The 20,644-nt window shown below is 41.8% G+C and carries 25 protein-coding genes; 24 read left to right on the forward strand and 1 reads right to left on the reverse strand.

Features of this window, described 5'->3' with window-relative positions; translation table 11 throughout:
• The first annotated feature begins 233 nt into the window (after positions 1–233).
• The 13 genes from csfB to rsmI all read left to right on the forward strand — a co-directional run bounded on the left by csfB (position 234) and on the right by rsmI (position 9,513).
• A complete protein-coding gene (gene csfB, locus V756_RS01000000121680) occupies positions 234–428 on the forward strand; it encodes an anti-sigma-G factor (RefSeq protein ID WP_032681583.1) in 195 nt (64 codons plus the stop codon).
• 132 nt (positions 429–560) lie between these two features.
• Complete coding sequence (locus V756_RS0101230; protein ID WP_024713045.1) at positions 561–1,175, forward strand: 5-bromo-4-chloroindolyl phosphate hydrolysis family protein; 615 nt, start codon at positions 561–563, stop codon at positions 1,173–1,175.
• A gap of 18 nt (positions 1,176–1,193) precedes the next feature.
• A complete protein-coding gene (locus V756_RS0101235; RefSeq protein WP_024713046.1) occupies positions 1,194–2,351 on the forward strand; it encodes a toxic anion resistance protein in 1,158 nt (385 codons plus the stop codon).
• A gap of 81 nt (positions 2,352–2,432) precedes the next feature.
• A complete protein-coding gene (locus V756_RS0101240) occupies positions 2,433–3,875 on the forward strand; it encodes an aminotransferase class I/II-fold pyridoxal phosphate-dependent enzyme (protein ID WP_024713047.1) in 1,443 nt (480 codons plus the stop codon).
• Positions 3,872–4,510: a dTMP kinase gene (gene tmk, locus V756_RS0101245; RefSeq protein WP_024713048.1), complete on the forward strand. Its 639-nt coding sequence runs from the start codon at positions 3,872–3,874 to the stop codon at positions 4,508–4,510. Before V756_RS0101240 ends, tmk begins: the two co-directional genes overlap by 4 nt.
• A 74-nt stretch (positions 4,511–4,584) precedes the next feature.
• Positions 4,585–4,914 carry a cyclic di-AMP receptor DarA gene (gene darA / locus V756_RS0101250; RefSeq protein WP_024713049.1) on the forward strand — a complete coding sequence of 110 codons (330 nt, stop codon included), beginning with the start codon at positions 4,585–4,587 and terminating at the stop codon, positions 4,912–4,914.
• A 12-nt stretch (positions 4,915–4,926) separates the two neighbouring features.
• Positions 4,927–5,367 (forward strand): YaaR family protein, encoded by a 441-nt coding sequence (locus tag V756_RS0101255; RefSeq protein WP_024713050.1) that lies wholly within the window; start codon positions 4,927–4,929, stop codon positions 5,365–5,367.
• 11 nt (positions 5,368–5,378) lie between these two features.
• The gene (gene holB, locus V756_RS0101260) at positions 5,379–6,368 is read left to right on the forward strand and encodes a DNA polymerase III subunit delta' (RefSeq protein WP_024713051.1); all 990 of its coding nucleotides are present in this window, start codon (positions 5,379–5,381) and stop codon (positions 6,366–6,368) included.
• 2 nt (positions 6,369–6,370) lie between these two features.
• A complete protein-coding gene (gene ricT, locus V756_RS0101265) occupies positions 6,371–7,198 on the forward strand; it encodes a competence/sporulation regulator complex protein RicT (RefSeq protein WP_024713052.1) in 828 nt (275 codons plus the stop codon).
• A 14-nt stretch (positions 7,199–7,212) separates the two neighbouring features.
• Positions 7,213–7,572, forward strand: a complete 360-nt coding sequence (gene yabA / locus V756_RS0101270) for a DNA replication initiation control protein YabA (protein WP_003218308.1) — start codon at positions 7,213–7,215, stop codon at positions 7,570–7,572.
• Between the two features lie 58 nt (positions 7,573–7,630).
• Positions 7,631–8,374, forward strand: a complete 744-nt coding sequence (locus V756_RS0101275) for a tRNA1(Val) (adenine(37)-N6)-methyltransferase (protein WP_024713053.1) — start codon at positions 7,631–7,633, stop codon at positions 8,372–8,374.
• A complete protein-coding gene (locus V756_RS0101280) occupies positions 8,361–8,660 on the forward strand; it encodes a GIY-YIG nuclease family protein (protein ID WP_024713054.1) in 300 nt (99 codons plus the stop codon). The genes V756_RS0101275 and V756_RS0101280 overlap by 14 nt, the downstream gene beginning before the upstream one ends.
• Positions 8,635–9,513 carry a 16S rRNA (cytidine(1402)-2'-O)-methyltransferase gene (gene rsmI / locus V756_RS0101285; protein WP_024713055.1) on the forward strand — a complete coding sequence of 293 codons (879 nt, stop codon included), beginning with the start codon at positions 8,635–8,637 and terminating at the stop codon, positions 9,511–9,513. The genes V756_RS0101280 and rsmI overlap by 26 nt, the downstream gene beginning before the upstream one ends.
• 49 nt (positions 9,514–9,562) lie before the next feature.
• Here the strand turns inward: rsmI and abrB are convergent, their stop codons facing one another.
• Entirely contained in the window at positions 9,563–9,853 is a 291-nt protein-coding gene (gene abrB, locus V756_RS0101290) for a transition state genes transcriptional regulator AbrB (protein WP_003226760.1), read from the reverse strand.
• 495 nt (positions 9,854–10,348) lie between these two features.
• Here abrB and metG point away from each other — a divergent pair, with 495 nt between their 5' ends.
• From metG to ridA, 11 genes are all read left to right on the forward strand, one after another.
• Complete coding sequence (metG, locus tag V756_RS0101295) at positions 10,349–12,343, forward strand: methionine--tRNA ligase (RefSeq protein WP_024713056.1); 1,995 nt, start codon at positions 10,349–10,351, stop codon at positions 12,341–12,343.
• Between the two features lie 78 nt (positions 12,344–12,421).
• Positions 12,422–13,189 (forward strand): TatD family hydrolase, encoded by a 768-nt coding sequence (locus V756_RS0101300; RefSeq protein ID WP_024713057.1) that lies wholly within the window; start codon positions 12,422–12,424, stop codon positions 13,187–13,189.
• A 155-nt stretch (positions 13,190–13,344) separates the two neighbouring features.
• On the forward strand, positions 13,345–14,658 hold the full coding sequence (locus V756_RS0101305; RefSeq protein ID WP_024713058.1) for a ubiquitin-like domain-containing protein: 1,314 nt from the start codon (positions 13,345–13,347) through the stop codon (positions 14,656–14,658).
• Positions 14,659–14,802: 144 nt separating this feature from the next.
• Complete coding sequence (rnmV, locus tag V756_RS0101310; RefSeq protein ID WP_024713059.1) at positions 14,803–15,363, forward strand: ribonuclease M5; 561 nt, start codon at positions 14,803–14,805, stop codon at positions 15,361–15,363.
• Positions 15,356–16,234 carry a 16S rRNA (adenine(1518)-N(6)/adenine(1519)-N(6))-dimethyltransferase RsmA gene (rsmA, locus tag V756_RS0101315; protein ID WP_024713060.1) on the forward strand — a complete coding sequence of 293 codons (879 nt, stop codon included), beginning with the start codon at positions 15,356–15,358 and terminating at the stop codon, positions 16,232–16,234. The genes rnmV and rsmA overlap by 8 nt, the downstream gene beginning before the upstream one ends.
• A 360-nt stretch (positions 16,235–16,594) precedes the next feature.
• A complete protein-coding gene (gene prtG / locus V756_RS0101320) occupies positions 16,595–17,467 on the forward strand; it encodes a sporulation-specific protease PrtG (protein WP_024713061.1) in 873 nt (290 codons plus the stop codon).
• 210 nt (positions 17,468–17,677) lie between these two features.
• A complete protein-coding gene (gene veg, locus V756_RS0101325; RefSeq protein WP_003218330.1) occupies positions 17,678–17,938 on the forward strand; it encodes a biofilm formation stimulator Veg in 261 nt (86 codons plus the stop codon).
• Between the two features lie 160 nt (positions 17,939–18,098).
• Positions 18,099–18,284 (forward strand): small, acid-soluble spore protein, alpha/beta type, encoded by a 186-nt coding sequence (locus tag V756_RS0101330; RefSeq protein WP_024713062.1) that lies wholly within the window; start codon positions 18,099–18,101, stop codon positions 18,282–18,284.
• Positions 18,285–18,431: 147 nt separating this feature from the next.
• Complete coding sequence (gene ispE / locus V756_RS0101335; RefSeq protein ID WP_024713063.1) at positions 18,432–19,301, forward strand: 4-(cytidine 5'-diphospho)-2-C-methyl-D-erythritol kinase; 870 nt, start codon at positions 18,432–18,434, stop codon at positions 19,299–19,301.
• Between the two features lie 55 nt (positions 19,302–19,356).
• Entirely contained in the window at positions 19,357–20,214 is an 858-nt protein-coding gene (gene purR / locus V756_RS0101340) for a pur operon repressor (RefSeq protein ID WP_024713064.1), read from the forward strand.
• Positions 20,211–20,588: a 2-iminobutanoate/2-iminopropanoate deaminase gene (gene ridA / locus V756_RS0101345; protein ID WP_003226738.1), complete on the forward strand. Its 378-nt coding sequence runs from the start codon at positions 20,211–20,213 to the stop codon at positions 20,586–20,588. The genes purR and ridA overlap by 4 nt, the downstream gene beginning before the upstream one ends.
• Positions 20,589–20,644 lie beyond the last annotated feature (56 nt).

Raw genomic sequence — 20,644 nt, forward strand, 5'->3', positions numbered from 1 at the left:
CAGCGCCGATGGTAGTCGGGGGTTTCCCCCTGTGAGAGTAGGACGCCGCCAAGCAAGGTAAAAACCCAGCTCATTGAGCTGGGTTTTTTGTTTATTCTAGATCAGTAAAATCAAACAAATACAAACACCGACAGCTTATATAGCCCATATACTGATTCCAAGTTTCAAAAGGATCTAAATAGTGTATACAATATCAAGTTTCAGGGAAGGCTAATTGTACGGAGGTGGGGATGATGGACGAAACTGTTAAACCTAATTATACATGTGTGATATGTGATCAAGAGAAGAATAGGGGTATTCATCTTTATACGAAATTCATATGCTTAGATTGTGAGAGAAAAGTAATTTCTACATCAACTGCCGATCCTGACTATGCCTATTACGTGAAAAAACTAAAGAGCATTCATACACCGCCATTATATTCTTAGACCTGAAAAGGTCTTTTTTTGTATTCTTTCATCGTGAAGGGGTTAACAAAAAGAAGATGAAACTTGTTTAGGGACTGAACGTAGTAGATAATAATATTAAAACTGAGTATATACACAGGAGTCGATTATCTCATGCAGAGGTTTCTTCACTTTTTGATATGGAGTTTAACAAGCAGTGCGACTTTTGTCTTTATAGGGATATTGAGCTTTTTCGGTTTGAACCAGTCGCTTTTTTTATCTTTTGTTTATGGGCTTGCTTCTGGGATAGTCGTATATACAGCTGGCATCTGGAATGCGAGACGGTTATTTCTTAAAAGGCATGGACTGACAGGCAGAGAATATGCCTACATTAAGAAAAATCTCGAGGAATCAAGGCGGAAAATCATACGCCTTCGGAAAGCGTTATTTCAGGCAAAAAGCATTCAAATGTTTAAACAAAATGCTGAAATGCTGAGACTTGTCAGAAGGATTTATGTTCTCACAAAAAAAGAGCCGAAACGGTTTTACCAGGCTGAGCGCTTTTTTTATCAAACCCTTGATTCGGTTGTTGAACTGACAGAGAAGTATGCCTTTCTATCATCTCACCCGAAAAAAAGCAAAGAACTGTCGATGTCGTTGAGTGAGGCGCGTATCACACTTGCTGAATTGACCAAGCGCTTAGAGGAGGATTTAACTCAATTAATGGGTGATGAAATTGTTGATCTTCAATTTGAATTAGATGCAGCAAAGCATTCATTAAAGAAATAATGGAAGAGGGTAAGAGCAATGAGCAGAGATCGAAGCGGCCTTCATATAGATGAATTATTGGCGGACCCTTTCGGTGATATAGAGATATCCGAGGCGGAGACTGTAAAAGCAGGACAGCAGCAAGTACGCCTTGTTGATGTCCTTCCTAAAGAAAACAAAGAAAAGGCAATTCAGCTCGCTGGACAGATCGACCATAAAAATATGCAGAGCATTGTTTTATACGGTTCACAGGCTCAATCAAAACTGCTGGATTTTTCTCATACCATGATTGATCATGTTCAAAAGAAGGATGTCGGAGAGATTGGTGAAATACTTGGAGAGCTGATGAAAAAGCTGGAGCAAGTAAATCCTGAGGATCTCCAGTCTAAGAAAAAGGGTTTTTTGGCACGCATGCTTGGAAGAGTATCGAATTCTCTTCAGGAGGTTCTGTCTAAATATCAAAAGACCAGCGTACAGATAGACAGAATCAGCTTGAAGCTGGAGCATTCTAAAAATGCTTTAATCAGTGACAATAAACTGTTAGAGCAGCTATATGAAAAAAACAAAGAGTATTTCGCTGCGCTGAATGTTTATATTGTCGCAGGGGAACTGAAGCTTGAGGAATTAGAAACAAAAACGATTCCTGAGCTGAAGCAACTGGCTGAATCAAGTGAGCACAACCAAATGGCTGTTCAAGAAGTAAACGATTTGATTCAGTTTGCTGACCGGTTAGATAAACGGGTGCATGATTTGCTGCTGAGCAGGCAAATTACAATCCAAAGCGCTCCGCAAATCAGGTTAATTCAGAATACAAACCAAGTGTTAGCTGAAAAAATCCAGTCCTCTATTGTGACTGCAATTCCGCTTTGGAAAAACCAAGTAGCGATTGCGCTCACACTTTTAAGGCAGCGCAATGCAGTGGACGCTCAACAAAAAGTAACTGATACAACAAACGAGCTTTTGTTGAAGAATGCGGAGCTTTTGAAAACCAATACAATTGAAACCGTGCGTGCAAATGAACGAGGTCTTGTTGATATCGATACGTTAAAGAAGGTACAGGAAAGCTTAATCAGTACGCTGGAAGAAACATTGACCATACAAGAAGAGGGTCGAATGAAACGCCGCCAGGCAGAAGAAGAGCTCGTGATGATGGAAGGCGATCTGAAACAAAAGCTGCTTACCATAAAGGAAAGGTAGTTACCAGGAAGTCTAGCTTTAAGTTCTGACGGAGGCACGATATAATAAAGTGTAAGAAGACACATTCAAAGGATTGTTTTCATGAACACACCTTTATATAAAGCATTGATTCAACATGCAAGAAGAAATTCTCATTCATTTCATGTTCCGGGACATCACAATGGAGATGTCTTTTTTGATGACGCTAAGTCAATATTCGATCCGCTTCTCACCATTGATGTAACTGAACTGTCAGGACTGGACGATCTCCATCATCCTTCTGGGGTGATTAAGGAAGCTCAAGAGCTTGTCAGTCAATTATATGGATCGGCGGAAAGTTTTTTTCTGGTGAATGGAACGACTGTCGGAAACTTAGCAATGATTTTATCTGTTTGTGAACCGGGTGGTCCAATTTTGGTTCAAAGAAACTGTCATAAATCTGTATTTCATGCTGTTGATTTGGCTGGCGCAGAGCCGGTTTATCTCGCACCTGACATTGATAAAGCGATGCATGTGCCTACGCACGTCCCGCTTGATACCATTAAAGAAGCCTTGGCGGCATATCCACATGCAAAAGGCTTGGTGCTGACCAATCCGACTTATTACGGGCATAGTGCTGATTTGACCGAAATCATTTCAGAGGCACATCATTACGGGATTCCTGTTTTGGTGGATGAAGCACATGGTGCACATTTTGTTTTGGAAGAGCCTTTTCCAGTCTCAGCTTTAAAAATGGGTGCAGATATTGTTGTGCAGTCGGCCCACAAAACGCTGCCTGCCATGACGATGGGTTCATATTTGCACATTGGCAAAGGCTGCAGAGTTAACCGGGATCGGGTTGCAGATTATCTAAAACGATTACAAAGCAGCAGCCCGTCCTATCCGATTATGGCTTCGTTAGACATTGCTCGTGCTTATGTGCAGCGTATTATAGAAGAACAGAAGCTTCCTGACATTATGCAGCGAATACAATCACTTAAACAAACGTTTGATTCACTTACAAATGCAGAAGCTGTCAAACCGGCCGACCCACGGATGACAACGGATCCGCTGAAGCTCACCATTCGTTCAAAACGCGGCCATTCTGGGTACACGCTGCAAAACATATTAGAGCGCGCCAATATATTCACTGAGCTTGCTGATGAAAATCAAGTACTGCTCGTTCTTCCATTGGGAGGAGCACGCAGAATAAACGCTGAAACCATGAAAAGCATTGATGAAGAGATTGAAAAAACGCCTCCCGATCAGATGTTTGTTTCTGCAGAATGGGGAGCGCAGCCTGTTACTGTATTGCCTTATCAAAAAAAGGTCTTACATACATTCAAAAAAGAGTATGTGGACTTTAATGAAGCAGCGGGCCGGCTGAACGCAGAGGATATCATTCCTTATCCTCCGGGTATCCCGATGGTTATGGCGGGAGAAAGAATAACAAAAGAAAGTGTGCAAAAGCTCAGCCGCTTGATCAGCATGAAAACGCATGTTCAAGGGAATATGAAAATCAAAGAGAAACAACTACTTGTTTATATAGAAGAGGAGAAATCATGAGCGGTTTATTTATTACATTCGAAGGTCCTGAAGGGGCGGGGAAAACAACTGTTCTCCAGGAAATCAAAAACATACTGTCAGCTGAAGGCCTTCAGGTTATGGCAACTCGAGAGCCGGGCGGAATAGATATTGCAGAACAAATTCGAGAGGTTATTCTGAATGAGCACAACACATTAATGGACCCAAAAACAGAAGCGCTCTTATATGCGGCTGCGAGACGCCAGCATTTAGTTGAAAAAGTAAAACCTGCTTTAGAAGAGGGGCATGTCGTTCTTTGCGACAGATTCATAGACAGTTCGCTTGCGTATCAAGGATATGCAAGAGGACTTGGAATTGATGAGGTTCTGTCCATTAATGAATTTGCCATTGGAGATATGATGCCCCATGTAACGGTTTATTTTTCAATTGATCCGGAAGAAGGACTGAAGCGTATTTATGCAAACGGCTCACGGGAGAAAAACCGGCTTGATTTAGAAAAATTAAGCTTCCATTCGAAGGTGCAGGAAGGTTATCAAGAACTGATGAAGCGATTCCCGAAAAGATTTCATCCAATTGATGCCAGCCAATCCAAAGACCTCGTCGTTCAGGACGTTCTAAAGGTTATCAATGAAGCGTTAAAAAAAATTCAATTGTGACCTGTTTCCCAATAGTTGATATAATGATGTAAACGAGATCATTGTTGTTTCCAATCTAAAGGAGGCCTTCACAGATGAAATTAATAGTGGCAGTTGTACAAGATCAGGACAGCAACCGACTTTTGAAAACTTTAACAGATCACAATTTTAGAGTCACAAAGCTTGCGACGACGGGAGGATTTCTTAAATCAGGCAATACAACGTTTATAATTGGTGTCGAGGATATACGCGTCAATAAAGCACTTAGTCTCATCAAAGAAAACGGACAGAAGCGTGATCAGATGATTGCCCCTGTATCTCCAATGGGTGGAAATGCTGATTCATATGTCCCTTATCCAGTAGAAGTTGAAGTTGGCGGAGCGACAGTATTTGTCCTTCCAGTCGATGAATTTCATCAATTTTAAGGATTTGAAACTGTGAAAATTAATAAAGATATACGTACATTTATAGATAATAAGCAGCTTCCTTCTGTGAAAACATCTGAGATCACAGCATCGTTTAAAACATCAATGGAAAACCAAAGCAGCAAATTGAAGTTTGATCAGCTCACCAGACTGCTATCAGATATAGAGGCGTTTGGAAAAAGACTGACGAAGTCCCGGAATTTTAAAGATCTAGCGAGATTTAAAGGACTTGTGAAGCGTTTTGTCAAAGAAGCTGTAGACAGCGGTCTTTCACATGAAACATCGCAAAGCTTTGACCTGTATGGCAACAGCCGAACACTTGGTCTTGTGAAAGAAATAGATGACAAATTGCTGCAGCTTACGGAAGAGATGATGGATCAGGAAAAACCGGCAATTGATTTGCTGGAGCGTATTGGCGAAATAAAAGGTTTATTGATTAACCTTTACACATAGAGAGTGATACAATGGCAATATCCTGGAAGGAAATGACTGAGCTTCAGCCCAGAGTGATGAAGCTTTTATATAATAGTATTGAGAAAGACAGACTATCACACGCTTATTTGTTTGAGGGGAAAAAAGGAACAGGCAAGCTTGATGCCGCATTGCTTCTTGCGAAAAGCTTTTTTTGTCTGGAGGACGGCACGGAGCCTTGTGAGAGCTGCCGCAACTGTAAGCGGATAGAGTCAGGGAACCATCCTGATCTCCATCTTGTCCAGCCTGACGGTTTATCGATCAAAAAGGCGCAAATACAGGCGCTTCAAGAGGAGTTTTCTAAGACAGGGCTTGAATCGCATAAAAAGCTTTATATTATTTCGCACGCAGATCAAATGACAGCAAATGCAGCGAACAGCCTGCTGAAATTTTTAGAAGAACCGAATAAGGACACAATGGCTATCCTCATCACTGAGCAGCCCCAAAGGTTATTGGACACCATCATTTCAAGGTGCCAAACTCTTCCTTTTCAACCTTTGCAGCCGAAAGCAATTGAAGACAGACTGATCGAACAGGATGTTTCGCCTCATATGGCAAGGCTTCTGGCGAACATGACCAACAATGTAGCAGAAGCAGTCGAATTAAGTCGAAATGATGAGTTTGCAGAGTCTAGAGCGAAAGTGATAAAATTGTATGAAGTCCTACACCAGCGGAAAGGACATGCTTTTTTCTTTATTCAAGATCAATGGATGCCCTTTTTCAAAGAAAAAACCCATCAAGAAATGGGTCTTGATATGCTCTTATTGATATATCGCGATGTGTTGTCCATCCAAATAGGAAATGAAGATAAATTGATTTATCAAGACTTATTCCAATCAATAAAACAGCATGCGCTACAATCAACACAACAAAGCGTTACGAATCAGATACTTGCTGTTTTAGAAGCAAAGAAACGGCTTCATTCCAATGTGAATGTACAAGGATTAATGGAGCACTTGGTGTTAATGTTGCAGGAGGGATAAGCTTGTACAATGTAATTGGTGTCCGCTTTAAGAAAGCGGGTAAAATATATTATTTTGATCCGAATGGATTTCATATAGAACATGACAGCTGCGTAATCGTGGAAACTGTCAGAGGCGTGGAGTATGGCCAGGTTGTGATTGCAAATAAACAGGTGGATGAGCATGATGTGGTGCTGCCCCTTAGAAAAGTGATACGCGTGGCTGACGAGCGCGATCTTCTCATCGTAGAAGAAAACAAACAGGAAGCTTTATCAGCATTTTCCATCTGCCAAAAGAAAGTGGCTGAACATGGCTTAGATATGAAGCTGGTCGATGTTGAATTTACGTTTGACCGCAATAAAGTCATTTTTTACTTCACTGCTGACGGCCGAGTAGACTTTAGAGAGCTTGTGAAGGATTTGGCTTCTATCTTTAAAACAAGAATTGAGCTGCGCCAAATCGGAGTGAGGGATGAGGCGAAGATGCTCGGAGGAATCGGCCCGTGCGGAAGAATGCTTTGCTGTTCAACGTTCCTTGGAGATTTTGAACCCGTTTCCATTAAAATGGCCAAGGATCAGAACTTGTCTTTAAATCCTACGAAGATTTCAGGTCTTTGCGGACGTTTGATGTGCTGTCTAAAATATGAGAACGATGAATATGAGACGGCAAAAGAACAGCTCCCGGATATAGGAGAAATGATTACGACAGCAAACGGCCCCGCAAAGGTCGTCGGACTTAATATTCTGGAACGGGTGCTTCAGGTGGAACTGATAAACCGTGAAAAAGTGATAGAATATACTTGGGAAGAGCTCTTGGAAGAGGGCGTCGTATCCGCACAAACCACAGATTAACGAGGTGTGGAACCTTGGATAAAAAAGAGTTATTTGATACAGTCATTAACTTAGAAGAACAAATTGGCTCACTGTACCGGCAGCTGGGGGATTTGAAGCAGCATATCGGTGAGATGATTGAGGAAAATCATCATTTACAGCTTGAAAATAAGCATTTGCGAAAACGGCTGGACGATACGACGCAGCAGATAGAAAAGTTCAAAGCTGATAAAAAAGAATCAAAAACACAGAAGACAGAACAAACTGATATAGGGGAAGGGTATGATAATCTGGCACGTCTGTATCAAGAAGGATTTCATATTTGCAATGTCCACTATGGAAGCGTTCGAAAAGAAGATTGTCTGTTCTGTCTGTCGTTCTTAAATAAAAAATAAGGAAAAGGCTTCCGCATAAGACGGAAGCCTTTTTCAAAGGTACTGAAAGGATAAGAAAATGGTTTCATTACGTGATGATGAAAGATTAGATTATTTGCTGGCAGAGGATATGAAAATCATACAAAGTCCAACAGTTTTTGCTTTTTCATTGGACGCTGTGCTTCTGTCCAAATTTGCCTACGTTCCGATTCAAAAAGGAAACATCGTTGATTTGTGCACAGGCAATGGCATTGTGCCGCTGCTGCTCAGTACAAGATCAAAAGCAGACATTCTTGGAGTTGAAATTCAAGAACGGCTGAAGGATATGGCTGTTCGCAGTGTCGAGTATAATAAGCTGCAGGATCAGATTCAGATCATACACGATGATTTGAAAAACATGCCGGAGAAGCTGGGACATAATCGATATGATGTTGTCACCTGCAATCCTCCGTATTTTAAAACGCCGAAACAAACTGAACAAAACATGAATGAGCACCTCAGGATTGCAAGACATGAAATTCACTGCACACTGGAGGATGTCATTTCAGTCAGCAGCAAGCTGCTTAAGCAAGGAGGAAAAGCAGCCCTTGTTCACCGGCCGGGCCGGCTTTTGGAGATTTTTGAATTGATGAAGGCTTATCAAATCGAACCGAAGCGGGTGCAATTTGTCTATCCGAAGCAAGGGAAAGAAGCTAATACCATTTTGGTTGAGGGGATTAAAGGCGGACGGCCGGATTTAAAAATCCTTCCTCCTCTGTTCGTTTATGACGAACAAAATGAATATACGAAAGAAATCAGGACCATTTTATATGGAGACAAATAACCATTTCTTCTACGTCGTGAAATGTAAGGATAATAGCTGGTATGCCGGGTATACCAACGATTTGCAGAAACGGGTAAAAACACACAATGATGGAAAGGGCGCAAAGTATACAAAAGTAAGACGTCCGGTTGAATTGATTTTTGCCGAAGCCTTCACAACGAAACGGGAAGCCATGCAGGCGGAATATTATTTCAAAAAACTGACTCGAAAGAAAAAAGAGCTTTATATAGAAGAAAAGCGGAACAGCGAGGAGGCTGTATATGTTAAGGCGCCAAATGAGTTTTAATGGAAAGTCGGACATGGGGACTCTTTATTTGGTCCCAACCCCAATCGGAAATTTAGAGGATATGACATTTCGGGCGATTGATACGCTGAAATCAGTGGATGCAATCGCTGCGGAAGATACGAGACAAACGAAAAAGCTTTGTCATGTATACGAAATTGAAACACCACTCGTTAGCTATCACGAACATAATAAAGAAAGCAGCGGTCACAAAATCATTGAATGGCTGAAATCGGGAAAAAACATTGCTCTTGTCAGTGATGCTGGGCTGCCGACGATATCTGATCCGGGTGCGGAAATCGTGAAGGATTTTACGGAAATTGGCGGTTATGTTGTTCCGCTGCCAGGAGCAAATGCCGCATTAACAGCCTTAATCGCTTCAGGGATTGTACCTCAGCCTTTCTTCTTTTACGGTTTTCTCAACAGGCAGAAGAAAGAAAAGAAAAAGGAGCTTGAAAGTCTTAAAAAAAGGCGGGAAACGATCATCTTTTATGAAGCGCCTCACAGATTGAAGGAAACCTTGTCGGCGATGGCGGAGATATTAGGAGATCGGGAAATCGCGGTAACGCGCGAACTGACTAAGAAATATGAAGAGTTCATCAGAGGCACGATACCCGAGGTCATTGAATGGGCAAATGAGGATCAGATACGCGGTGAGTTTTGCCTCGTCGTAGAAGGAAGTAAACATGAAGACTCAGATGAAGAGACACAATGGTGGGAAGCCCTCACGGCGAAAGAACATGTCGAGCATTACATCTCGAAAGGCGCTACATCTAAGGAAGCTATTAAAAAAGCAGCGGTTGATCGCAATGTTCCAAAGCGTGAAGTATACGATGCCTACCATATTCAGCAATAAAAAAAACGTTCTTGTGTCATAACAAGAACGTTTTTTGTACAGGAAATGATTATTTAAGGTTTTGAAGCTGGTTTTGGATTTCGCTGATGATTTGCTCAGCGCCTTCTTTACTAAGAACCAATTTACCGCCTGCAAGTTTAAGGTTATCATCAGAAACTTCACCAGTTACTTGGCAAGTCATGTTTGGTTTATATTTTTTAAGGATGATTTTTTCATCATCAACATAAATTTCAAGAGCGTCTTTTTCTGCGATTCCAAGAGTACGACGCAGTTCGATAGGAATAACTACACGTCCTAATTCATCAACTTTACGTACAATACCAGTAGATTTCATAAATATTCTCCTCCCGAGAGATAATTATTTGTTTACATTATATTTTTCTTCGTCATTATTCGACAAAATCCTTACCTTCATAGCATAACAAGGTTTCCAATAATCGTCAATCCTTTTGTTTACTATTGATTGTAAGAATTAGTTCTAATAGTCAGTAATGCCTCGAAAATTACCGGAATAACAGCATTTTATAAATTTTTAATATAGCTATTATCCTACTAAATTTCCTTTTAAATCAAGACTTTCGAACCAAGGTTTTTTATTTCATTTGATTATATACGACAAAATTCGACACGAACAGACTTTTTTTATTTTCATTAAAGATTTTTAATTTTAATTATTCTTTTTCAGGGCATACGTATATATTCTTGATCTTAAAGGCTAAGATGGTATCATAGATAAAGGAGAATTCTAAATAATAGTCATATATGATTTTGCACTTATCGCCGCTCTCGTCCTTTGGGCGGGAGCTTTTTGACATTCTGATTAGGAGGTTTCAAGATGCCGCAAGAAAACAATACATTTTATATTACAACACCGATTTATTATCCGAGCGGAAAATTACATATTGGCCATGCATATACCACAGTCGCGGGAGATGCAATGGCGCGCTACAAACGATTAAAAGGGTTTGATGTTCGCTATTTAACGGGAACGGACGAGCATGGACAAAAGATCCAGCAAAAAGCTGAGCAGGAAAACATTACACCTCAGGAGTACGTGGATCGTGCAGCGGCAGATATTCAGAAACTGTGGAAGCAGCTTGAAATCTCAAACGACGATTTTATCCGCACGACAGAAAAACGACATAAAGTTGTCATTGAAAAAGTGTTTCAAAAGCTTCTTGATAACGGGGACATCTATCTTGATGAATATGAAGGCTGGTACAGTATTCCGGATGAAACGTTCTACACGGAAACGCAGCTGGTTGATATCGAGCGGAATGAAAAGGGTGAGGTTATCGGCGGAAAAAGCCCTGACAGCGGACACCCAGTTGAATTGATTAAAGAGGAATCTTACTTCTTCCGTATGGGGAAATACGCTGACCGTCTTCTGAAATACTATGAAGAAAACCCGACATTCATTCAGCCGGAATCACGCAAAAACGAAATGATTAACAACTTTATCAAGCCTGGGCTTGAGGATTTGGCTGTATCACGGACCACGTTTGACTGGGGCGTGAAGGTGCCGGAAAATCCAAAGCATGTTGTATATGTTTGGATCGACGCACTATTTAACTATTTAACAGCACTCGGTTATGATACAGAAAATGATGAGCTTTATCAAAAATATTGGCCTGCTGATGTTCATTTAGTCGGTAAAGAGATTGTGCGATTCCATACGATTTATTGGCCAATTATGCTGATGGCTCTGGATCTGCCTCTGCCGAAGCAAGTATTCGCTCATGGATGGCTTTTGATGAAAGACGGAAAAATGTCGAAATCAAAAGGGAACGTTGTAGATCCGGTTACATTAATTGAGCGCTATGGTTTAGACGAACTTCGTTATTACCTGCTTCGCGAAGTGCCATTCGGATCTGACGGTGTATTCACGCCGGAAGGTTTTGTTGAACGGATTAACTATGATTTAGCGAATGATTTAGGAAACCTATTGAATCGTACGGTTGCGATGATCAATAAGTATTTTGACGGACAAATCGGTTCTTACAAAGGCGCCGTAACGGAATTTGACCAGGCGCTCACTTCAGTTGCTGAAGAAACAGTGAAGGCCTACGAGAAAGCAATGGAAGACATGGAGTTCTCAGTGGCTCTTTCAACACTATGGCAGCTCATCAGCCGTACCAATAAATACATCGATGAGACAGCTCCATGGGTGCTTGCGAAGGATCCGGCAAAAGAAGAAGAACTGCAATCCGTTATGTATCACCTGGCGGAATCATTGCGTATTTCAGCCGTGTTGCTTCAGCCGTTCTTAACAAAGACACCAGAAAAAATGTTTGAGCAGCTGGGCATTACTAATGAAGCGTTAAAAGCATGGGACAGCATTACAGCTTTCGGTCAGCTGAAAGATACAAAAGTACAAAAAGGCGAGCCGTTATTCCCTCGCTTGGAGGCAGAAGAAGAAATTGCTTATATCAAAGGGAAGATGCAGGGCTCAGAGCCAGTGAAAGAAGAAACAAAAGAAGAAGAACCGCAAGAGGTTGATCGTTTACCTGAAATTACGATTGATCAATTCATGGATGTAGAACTTCGCGTCGCAGAGGTCATCAAAGCAGAGCCAGTGAAAAAAGCAGACCGTTTATTGAAGCTGCAGCTGGATCTTGGTTTTGAAAAACGCCAAGTTGTATCAGGCATTGCGAAGCATTATACACCTGAAGAGCTTGTTGGAAAAAAACTCGTATGTGTAACAAATCTAAAACCGGTTAAGCTGAGGGGCGAGCTTTCTCAAGGTATGATCCTTGCAGGCGAAGCAGACGGCGTACTAAAAGTCGTATCTATCGATCAGTCGTTACCAAAAGGCACAAGAATTAAATAATGACAAACAAAAGGTGTTTCACGTGTAACAATTCGTCGAACACCTTTTGTGTTTCGACAAGAAAGGAGTTTTTTACTGATGTTGTTTGATACACACGCACATTTAAATGCAGAACAATATGATACAGATCTTGAAGAGGTGATAGAACGTGCAAAAGCTGAAAAAGTAGAACGGATTGTTGTAGTTGGCTTTGACCGTCCGACCATTACCCGTGCGATGGAAATGATTGAGGAATATGATTTTATTTATGCAGCCATCGGCTGGCACCCTGTTGACGCGATTGATATGACAGATGAAGATTTAGCCTGGATTAAAGAGCTTTCTGCTCATGAAAAAGTGGTAGCTATAGGGGAAATGGGACTGGATTATCATTGGGATAAATCACCTAAAGATGTTCAAAAAGAGGTGTTCAGAAAACAAATCGCCTTAGCAAAAGAGGTCAATCTGCCCATTATCATTCATAACCGTGACGCAACGGAGGATGTCGTGACGATTTTGAAAGAGGAAGGCGCGGAAGCTGTGGGCGGCATCATGCACTGCTTTACAGGAAGCGCCGAAGTCGCAAGAGAATGCATGAAAATGAATTTTTATTTATCATTTGGGGGACCGGTGACATTCAAAAATGCGAAGAAGCCAAAGGAAGTTGTAAAGGAAATACCGAATGACCGTTTGCTGATTGAAACGGACTGCCCGTTTCTCACACCTCACCCTTTCCGCGGGAAAAGAAATGAACCAAGCTATGTGAAATATGTGGCGGAGCAAATCGCAGAATTAAAAGAGATGACCTTTGAAGAGATTGCGTCAATCACGACTGAAAATGCCAAAAGACTTTTCCGTATAAACTGACAAAAAACGCTAGCGGGTTTTGTAAGAGCTTGTCCCTTGCGGTGTTTTTCTATAAAAGTTCTACATGCTTTCTTCTCCTCATAGGATAGGTTTGTCGACAAGTCTTTCTTTCGTTTCTCGGTGTATTTCAGGATAATGAAGAAGACACTGAGCTTTTGGGAGAAAGAGAAGGGAGGGTTGACAGCCTTTTAGATACTCTATATAATCTCTCCGAGGAGAAGGAGGCGTTTTTCATCATACAAAAAATGAAAAAGCTGTTTTCCGTAAAGCTTAGCAAAAGCAAAGTCATTTTGGTTGCTGCTTGTTTGCTTTTGGCAGGAAGCGGGACTGCGTACGCGGCTCATGAGCTGACGAAACAATCAGTCTCAGTTTCTATCAATGGCGAAAAGAAACATATACGCACACACGCAAAAACAGTCGGTGATCTTTTGGAGACGCTTGATATAAAGACAAGAGACGAAGATAAGGTCACACCTGCTAAACAGACAGAGATAACAGCAGATATGGACGTTGTGTATAAGGCTGCAAAACCTGTGAAGCTTACAATAAACGGGGAAGAAAAGACATTATGGTCAACAGCAAAAACGGTCGGTGCATTACTGGACGAACAAGATGTTGATGTGAAAGAACACGATCAAATTGATCCCGCAATAGATACAGATATTTCGAAAGACATGAAGATTAACATCGAACCCGCATTCCAGGTGACTGTGAATGATGGAGGAAAACCGAAGAAGATCTGGACGACTTCGACTACGGTCGCTGACTTTTTAAAACAGCAAAAGATGAACATAAAAGACGAAGATAAAATCAAGCCTGCGTTAGATGCGAAGCTGACGAAAGGAAAGGCTGATATTACAATTACTCGTATCGAAAAGGTCACCGATGTAGTTGAAGAGAAAATCGCGTTCGATGTGAAAAAACAAGAAGACGCTTCTCTTGAAAAAGGGGAAGAAAAGGTCGTCCAAAAAGGAAAAGAAGGCAAGCTTAAAAAACATTTCGAGGTCGTTAAAGAAAACGGCAAAGAAGTGTCCAGAGAGCTTATAAAAGAAGAAACCGCTGAACAAAGCAAAGATAAGGTGATTGCTGTCGGCACAAAGCAATCAAGTCCAAATATCGAAAAGGTCAGTGCTTCCGGTGATTCAAAAACAGTTGTGTCCCGCAGCAATGAATCAACAGGCAAAGCCATGACTGTAGCATCCACAGCTTATACAGCAAGCTGCAGCGGATGTTCAGGACATACAGCCACAGGGGTCAACTTAAAAAATAATCCGAATGCGAAAGTTATCGCTGTAGATCCAAATGTCATTCCGCTAGGCTCCAAGGTCCACGTTGAAGGCTATGGATATGCGATTGCGGCAGATACTGGTTCAGCGATTAAAGGGAACAAAATAGACGTCTTTTTCCCGGAGAAATCATCGGCGTACCGATGGGGAAATAAAACAGTCAAAATTAAAATCTTAAATTAATATATACTTATGTATTCAGAGGGTTTTGCGCCCTCTGTTTTTTTCGTTATAATAGACAAAGTGTATTTTCTGCTTATTAGACGCTCGACATAAGAAAAAGTTTCATAAATATACAAAAGTTTTTATTTTGTCTTGGAGGAAATAATGAAAATTAAAGAGATCATTGTGGTCGAGGGGCGTGACGATACGGCCCGCATCAAATTGGCTGTAGATGCAGACACGATTGAAACAAATGGTTCCGCTATTGATGATCGTGTGATTGACCAAATTCGTTTGGCCCAAAAGACCAGAGGCGTCATTATTTTAACGGATCCGGACTTCCCGGGAGAGAAGATCCGCAAAACCATTTCAGAGGCTGTACCAGGCTGTAAGCATGCATTTTTGCCAAAGCATCTTGCCAAACCTAAAAACAAGCGGGGAATTGGTGTGGAGCACGCATCGATTGAAAGCATTAGGGCATGTTTAGAAAACGTGCACGAAGAGATGGAAGCGCAGCCTAGTAACATTTCAGCTGAGGATCTGATTCAAGCCGGACTGATTGGCGGATCTGCGGCCAAACGCCGCCGCGAACGGCTGGGTGATCTATTGAAAATCGGCTATACAAATGGAAAACAGCTTCAAAAACGGCTGCAAATGTTTCAGATAAAAAAAGGTGATTTTATGAGTGCGCTTGATACCGTTATGCGGGAGGAACAGAATGAATAAAGATATTGCGACACCAATTAGAACGAAAGAGATACTGAAGAAATACGGTTTTTCTTTTAAAAAGAGCTTAGGACAGAATTTCTTAATTGATACGAACATCTTAGACAGAATTGTCGATCACGCGGAAGTGACCGAGAAAACAGGTGTTATTGAAATTGGCCCAGGAATTGGGGCTTTGACCGAGCAGCTTGCCAAGCGGGCGAAAAAGGTCGTGGCCTTTGAGATCGACCAGCGATTATTACCGATCCTGAAGGATACGCTGTCTCCTTATGACAATGTCACTGTCATTCATCAGGATGTATTAAAGGCTGATGTCAAATCGGTTATTGAAGAACAATTTCAAGACTGTGAGGAGATCATGGTTGTAGCCAACCTTCCTTATTACGTGACAACACCGATTATCATGAAACTGCTTGAAGAGCATCTTCCGCTGAAAGGGATTGTGGTCATGCTGCAAAAAGAAGTGGCAGAGCGCATGGCGGCAGACCCTTCATCTAAGGAATACGGTTCACTTTCAATCGCGGTGCAATTTTATACAGAAGCCAAAACGGTAATGATCGTTCCGAAAACCGTGTTTGTTCCTCAGCCTAATGTAGATTCCGCAGTCATTCGTCTGATTCTTCGCGATGGTCCGGCAGTCGATGTGGAAAACGAAGCCTTTTTCTTTCAGTTAATCAAGGCAAGCTTTGCTCAGCGCCGGAAAACGCTGCTCAATAACTTAGTTAACAATCTCCCTGAAGGAAAAGCACAAAAATCAAAGATTGAGCAAGTGCTCGAAGAAACAAATATTGATGGCAAGCGCCGAGGTGAATCCCTGTCTATTGAGGAGTTCGCAGCGCTGTCTAACGGATTGTATAAAGCCCTTTTCTAAAAGGGCCTTCAGCGTATCGACAAACCCTCGCATTCGTTGTCAAGGCTGCGCTTCAGTGCTCACGAATTATAACATTCGCTGTGCTCCGATGCTCGCCTTTCCTAGACTTCAAGGGTTTTCAGTCACGCTGAAAGGACGAAAAAACGCTAAACCGCAACCACTTTAGCTTTTTTTCAACAATAGGAAAGCCCTTTTCTAAAAGGGCTTTTTGTTTTGCGCACCACATGGACTGCCGCTACATAGGCTAGAGAAGGACCTTTCATTCAATGAGAAGAAAACTTGGACTCAGCGAAAAAAGGCGCTTTCTCAAGGCTCTTTCTCTTTCATGATGAGGCTTAGTCTATGTGTGGAGTGAGGAACGTGCAATTTCAAATAGGGGATATGGTAGTCAGAAAATCCTATCAAATGGATATTTTGTTTCGCATTATAGGAATAGAGCAAACAAGCAAAGGTAATTCAATTGCCATTTTACATGGTGATGAAGTCAGGCTGATTGCTGATTCTGATTTTTCTGATCTGGTAGCAGTGAAAAAAGATGAGCAGATGTTGCGGAAAAAGAAAGAGGAGAGCAGAATGAACGAATCGCTCGAATTACTCCGCCAGGATTATAAGCTGCTCAGAGAAAAGCAGGAGTACTATGCGACAAGCCAATATCAGCATCAGGAGCATTATTTTCATATGCCGGGCAAGGTGCTTCATCTGGACGGCGATGAAGCGTATCTGAAAAAATGCCTGAATGTCTATAAAAAAATTGGAGTGCCGGTCTACGGCATTCATTGTCATGAAAAGAAAATGTCTGTTTCTATTGAAGAATTGCTCGACAAATATCGACCTGACATTCTGGTGATAACAGGGCATGATGCGTACTCAAAGCAAAAGGGCGGCATTGATGATTTGAACGCATACAGACATTCAAAGCACTTTGTTGAAACGGTTCAAAACGCCCGAAAAAAGATCCCTCACTTAGATCAGCTTGTTATTTTTGCAGGGGCCTGCCAATCCCATTTTGAATCACTCATAAAAGCGGGAGCGAATTTCGCGAGTTCACCATCAAGGGTCAACATACATGCGCTTGATCCGGTTTATATCGTCGCGAAAATCAGTTTTACGCCGTTTATGGACCGAATCAATGTATGGGAAGTGCTTCGGAATACGCTGACAAGGGAGAAAGGGCTTGGAGGTATTGAAACAAGAGGAGTACTGAGAATTGGAATGCCTTATAAGTCCAATTAACAGATGAAAACCTGCATAGGAGGTCTATGCGGGTTTTTTATTTTGCATAATGATACATAATTTACCGAAATTTGCGGAAAATATTTGAGGAATCATAGAATTTTGTCAAAATAATTTTATTGACAATGTCTTATTAACGTTGATATAATTTAAATTTTATTTGACAAAATTGGGCTCATGTTGTACAATAAATGTAGTGAGGTGGATGCAATGGCGAAGACGTTGTCCGATATTAAAAGATCGCTTGATGGAAATTTAGGTAAAAGGCTGACGTTAAAAGCAAACGGTGGCCGCCGAAAAACGATTGAGCGTTCGGGCATTTTAGCTGAGACGTACCCTTCTGTTTTTGTGATACAACTAGATCAAGACGAGAACTCGTTTGAAAGAGTTTCATACAGTTACGCTGATATTTTAACTGAGACTGTTGAGCTGACATTTAATGATGACGCCGCAAGCTCAGTGGCATTTTAACGGGCAGTGAACCTTTTGTTTACTGCTTTTTGTTTTGCCTTTTTTTGTTTCCAGCAATTTTTACGTAAGTTTCTTCTGATTAAACAAAAGATAAAAACGGTCACATTTTATCGTGACGTGCACGAATGGCTATCACTTCTAAAAAAAGGGGTTGTTTCGTTTGGGCAGACGTCGTGGAGTTATGTCAGAAGAATTTAAATATGAGCTGGCTAAAGACCTTGGATTTTATGACACAGTCAAAAATGGCGGCTGGGGCGAAATTCGGGCACGCGATGCCGGTAACATGGTAAAGCGCGCCATTGAAATCGCTGAACAGCAAATGGCTCAGAATCAGAATAACCGATAAAGATGTGACCCGGGGGACATGCCGTTCCCCGGTTTTTTGTGTTAGATATAAATACATAATGGGCTGCAATATGGATATGTTCATCCTGTACTTCAAATGTGATACAATGTTCATACTTATGTTTAGATGGAGAAGTAGGTGAAAGCTATGCGTATTTTAGAAAAAGCGCCAGCCAAGATCAATCTGTCACTTGATGTCACCCGAAAACGCCCGGATGGCTACCATGAAGTCGAAATGATCATGACGACGATTGATTTAGCGGATCGGATTGAATTAACGGAGCTGGCAGGGGATGAAGTGAGAGTTTCCTCCCACAACCGTTTTGTGCCAGATGACCAAAGAAATTTAGCTTATCAGGCCGCCAAGCTGATCAAGGACAGATACAACGTGAAAAAGGGAGTTTCCATCATGATCACAAAGGCGATTCCGGTGGCTGCCGGTCTTGCCGGCGGAAGCAGTGATGCTGCGGCGACGCTCAGAGGGCTGAACAGACTGTGGAATTTAAATCTTTCAGCAGAAACGCTTGCTGAGCTTGGAGCGGAAATTGGCTCTGACGTTTCATTTTGTGTCTATGGCGGAACTGCCCTTGCAACAGGACGCGGCGAGAAAATTAAACATATCGGTACACCTCCGCATTGCTGGGTTATTTTAGCCAAGCCGACAATCGGTGTTTCAACTGCTGAAGTGTACAGACAGCTGAAGGTGGATGATGTAGAGCATCCTGATGTTCATGGCATGATTGAGGCAATAGAGGAAAAGAGTTTTCAAAAGATGTGCAGCCGTTTAGGCAATGTGCTTGAATCTGTTACGCTTGATATGCATCCTGAAGTCGCGATGATCAAAAACCAGATGAAACGCTTTGGCGCAGATGCCGTATTAATGAGCGGGAGCGGCCCGACGGTGTTTGGGTTGGTTCAGTATGAATCGAAGGTGCAAAGAATTTATAACGGGTTAAGAGGCTTCTGCGATCAGGTTTATGCCGTAAGAATGATCGGCGAACAGAACGCGCTTGATTAAATCCGTATGTTAAGTTATATTGATCTTAAAATATTCGGATTTTGGGGGTAAGTTCATGAAGTTTCGTCGCAGCGGCAGATTGGTGGACTTAACAAATTACTTGTTAACCCATCCGCACGAGTTAATACCGCTAACCTTTTTTTCTGAGCGGTATGAATCTGCAAAATCATCGATCAGTGAAGATTTAACAATTATTAAGCAAACCTTTGAGCAGCAGGGGATTGGTACTTTGCTTACTGTTCCCGGAGCTGCCGGAGGCGTCAAATATATTCCGAAAATGAAGCAGGCTGAAGCTGAAGAGTTTGTGCAGACTCTTGGACAGTCGCTGGCAAATCCTGAGCGTATCCTCCCGGGCGGTTATGTATACTTAACGGATATCATAGGAAAGCCATCTGTACTTTCCAAGGTAGGGAAGCTGTTTGCTTCTGTGTTTGCAGACCGTGAAATTGATGTTGTCATGACCGTTGCCACGAAAGGCATCCCTTTGGCGTACGCAGCTGCGAGCTATCTGAATGTGCCGGTCGTCATCGTTCGTAAAGACAACAAGGTCACAGAAGGCTCCACAGTGAGCATTAATTACGTCTCAGGCTCCTCAAACCGCATTCAGACAATGTCACTTGCGAAAAGAAGCATGAAAACGGGTTCAAATGTACTCATTATTGACGACTTTATGAAAGCGGGCGGCACAATTAATGGTATGATTAACCTGTTGGATGAGTTTAACGCAAATGTGGCGGGGATCGGCGTCTTGGTTGAAGCCGAGGGAGTAGATGAACGTCTTGTTGATGAATATATGTCACTTCTTACTCTTTCAACCATCAACATGAAAGAGAAGTCCATTGAAATTCAGAATGGCAATTTTCTGCGTTTTTTTAAAGACAATCTTTTAAAGAATGGAGAGACGGAATCATGACAAAAGCAGTCCACACAAAACATGCCCCAGCAGCAATTGGGCCTTACTCACAAGGGATTATCGTAAACAATATGTTTTACAGCTCAGGCCAAATCCCTTTGACCCCTTCAGGCGAAATGGTGAATGGTGATATTAAGGAGCAGACTCATCAAGTATTCAGCAACTTAAAAGCGGTGCTGGAAGAAGCAGGCGCATCTTTTGAAACAGTTGTAAAAGCAACTGTATTTATCGCTGATATGGAACAGTTTGCGGAAGTAAACGAAGTGTACGGACAGTATTTTGACACACACAAACCGGCGAGATCCTGTGTTGAAGTGGCAAGACTCCCTAAGGACGCGCTGGTCGAGATTGAAGTTATCGCTTTGGTAAAATAATAAGAAAAAGTGATTCTGGGTAAACTCGGAATCACTTTTTTATTTACCTTATGCCC

The organism is Bacillus tequilensis KCTC 13622 (assembly GCF_000507145.1).
Taxonomy (GTDB): domain Bacteria; phylum Bacillota; class Bacilli; order Bacillales; family Bacillaceae; genus Bacillus; species Bacillus tequilensis.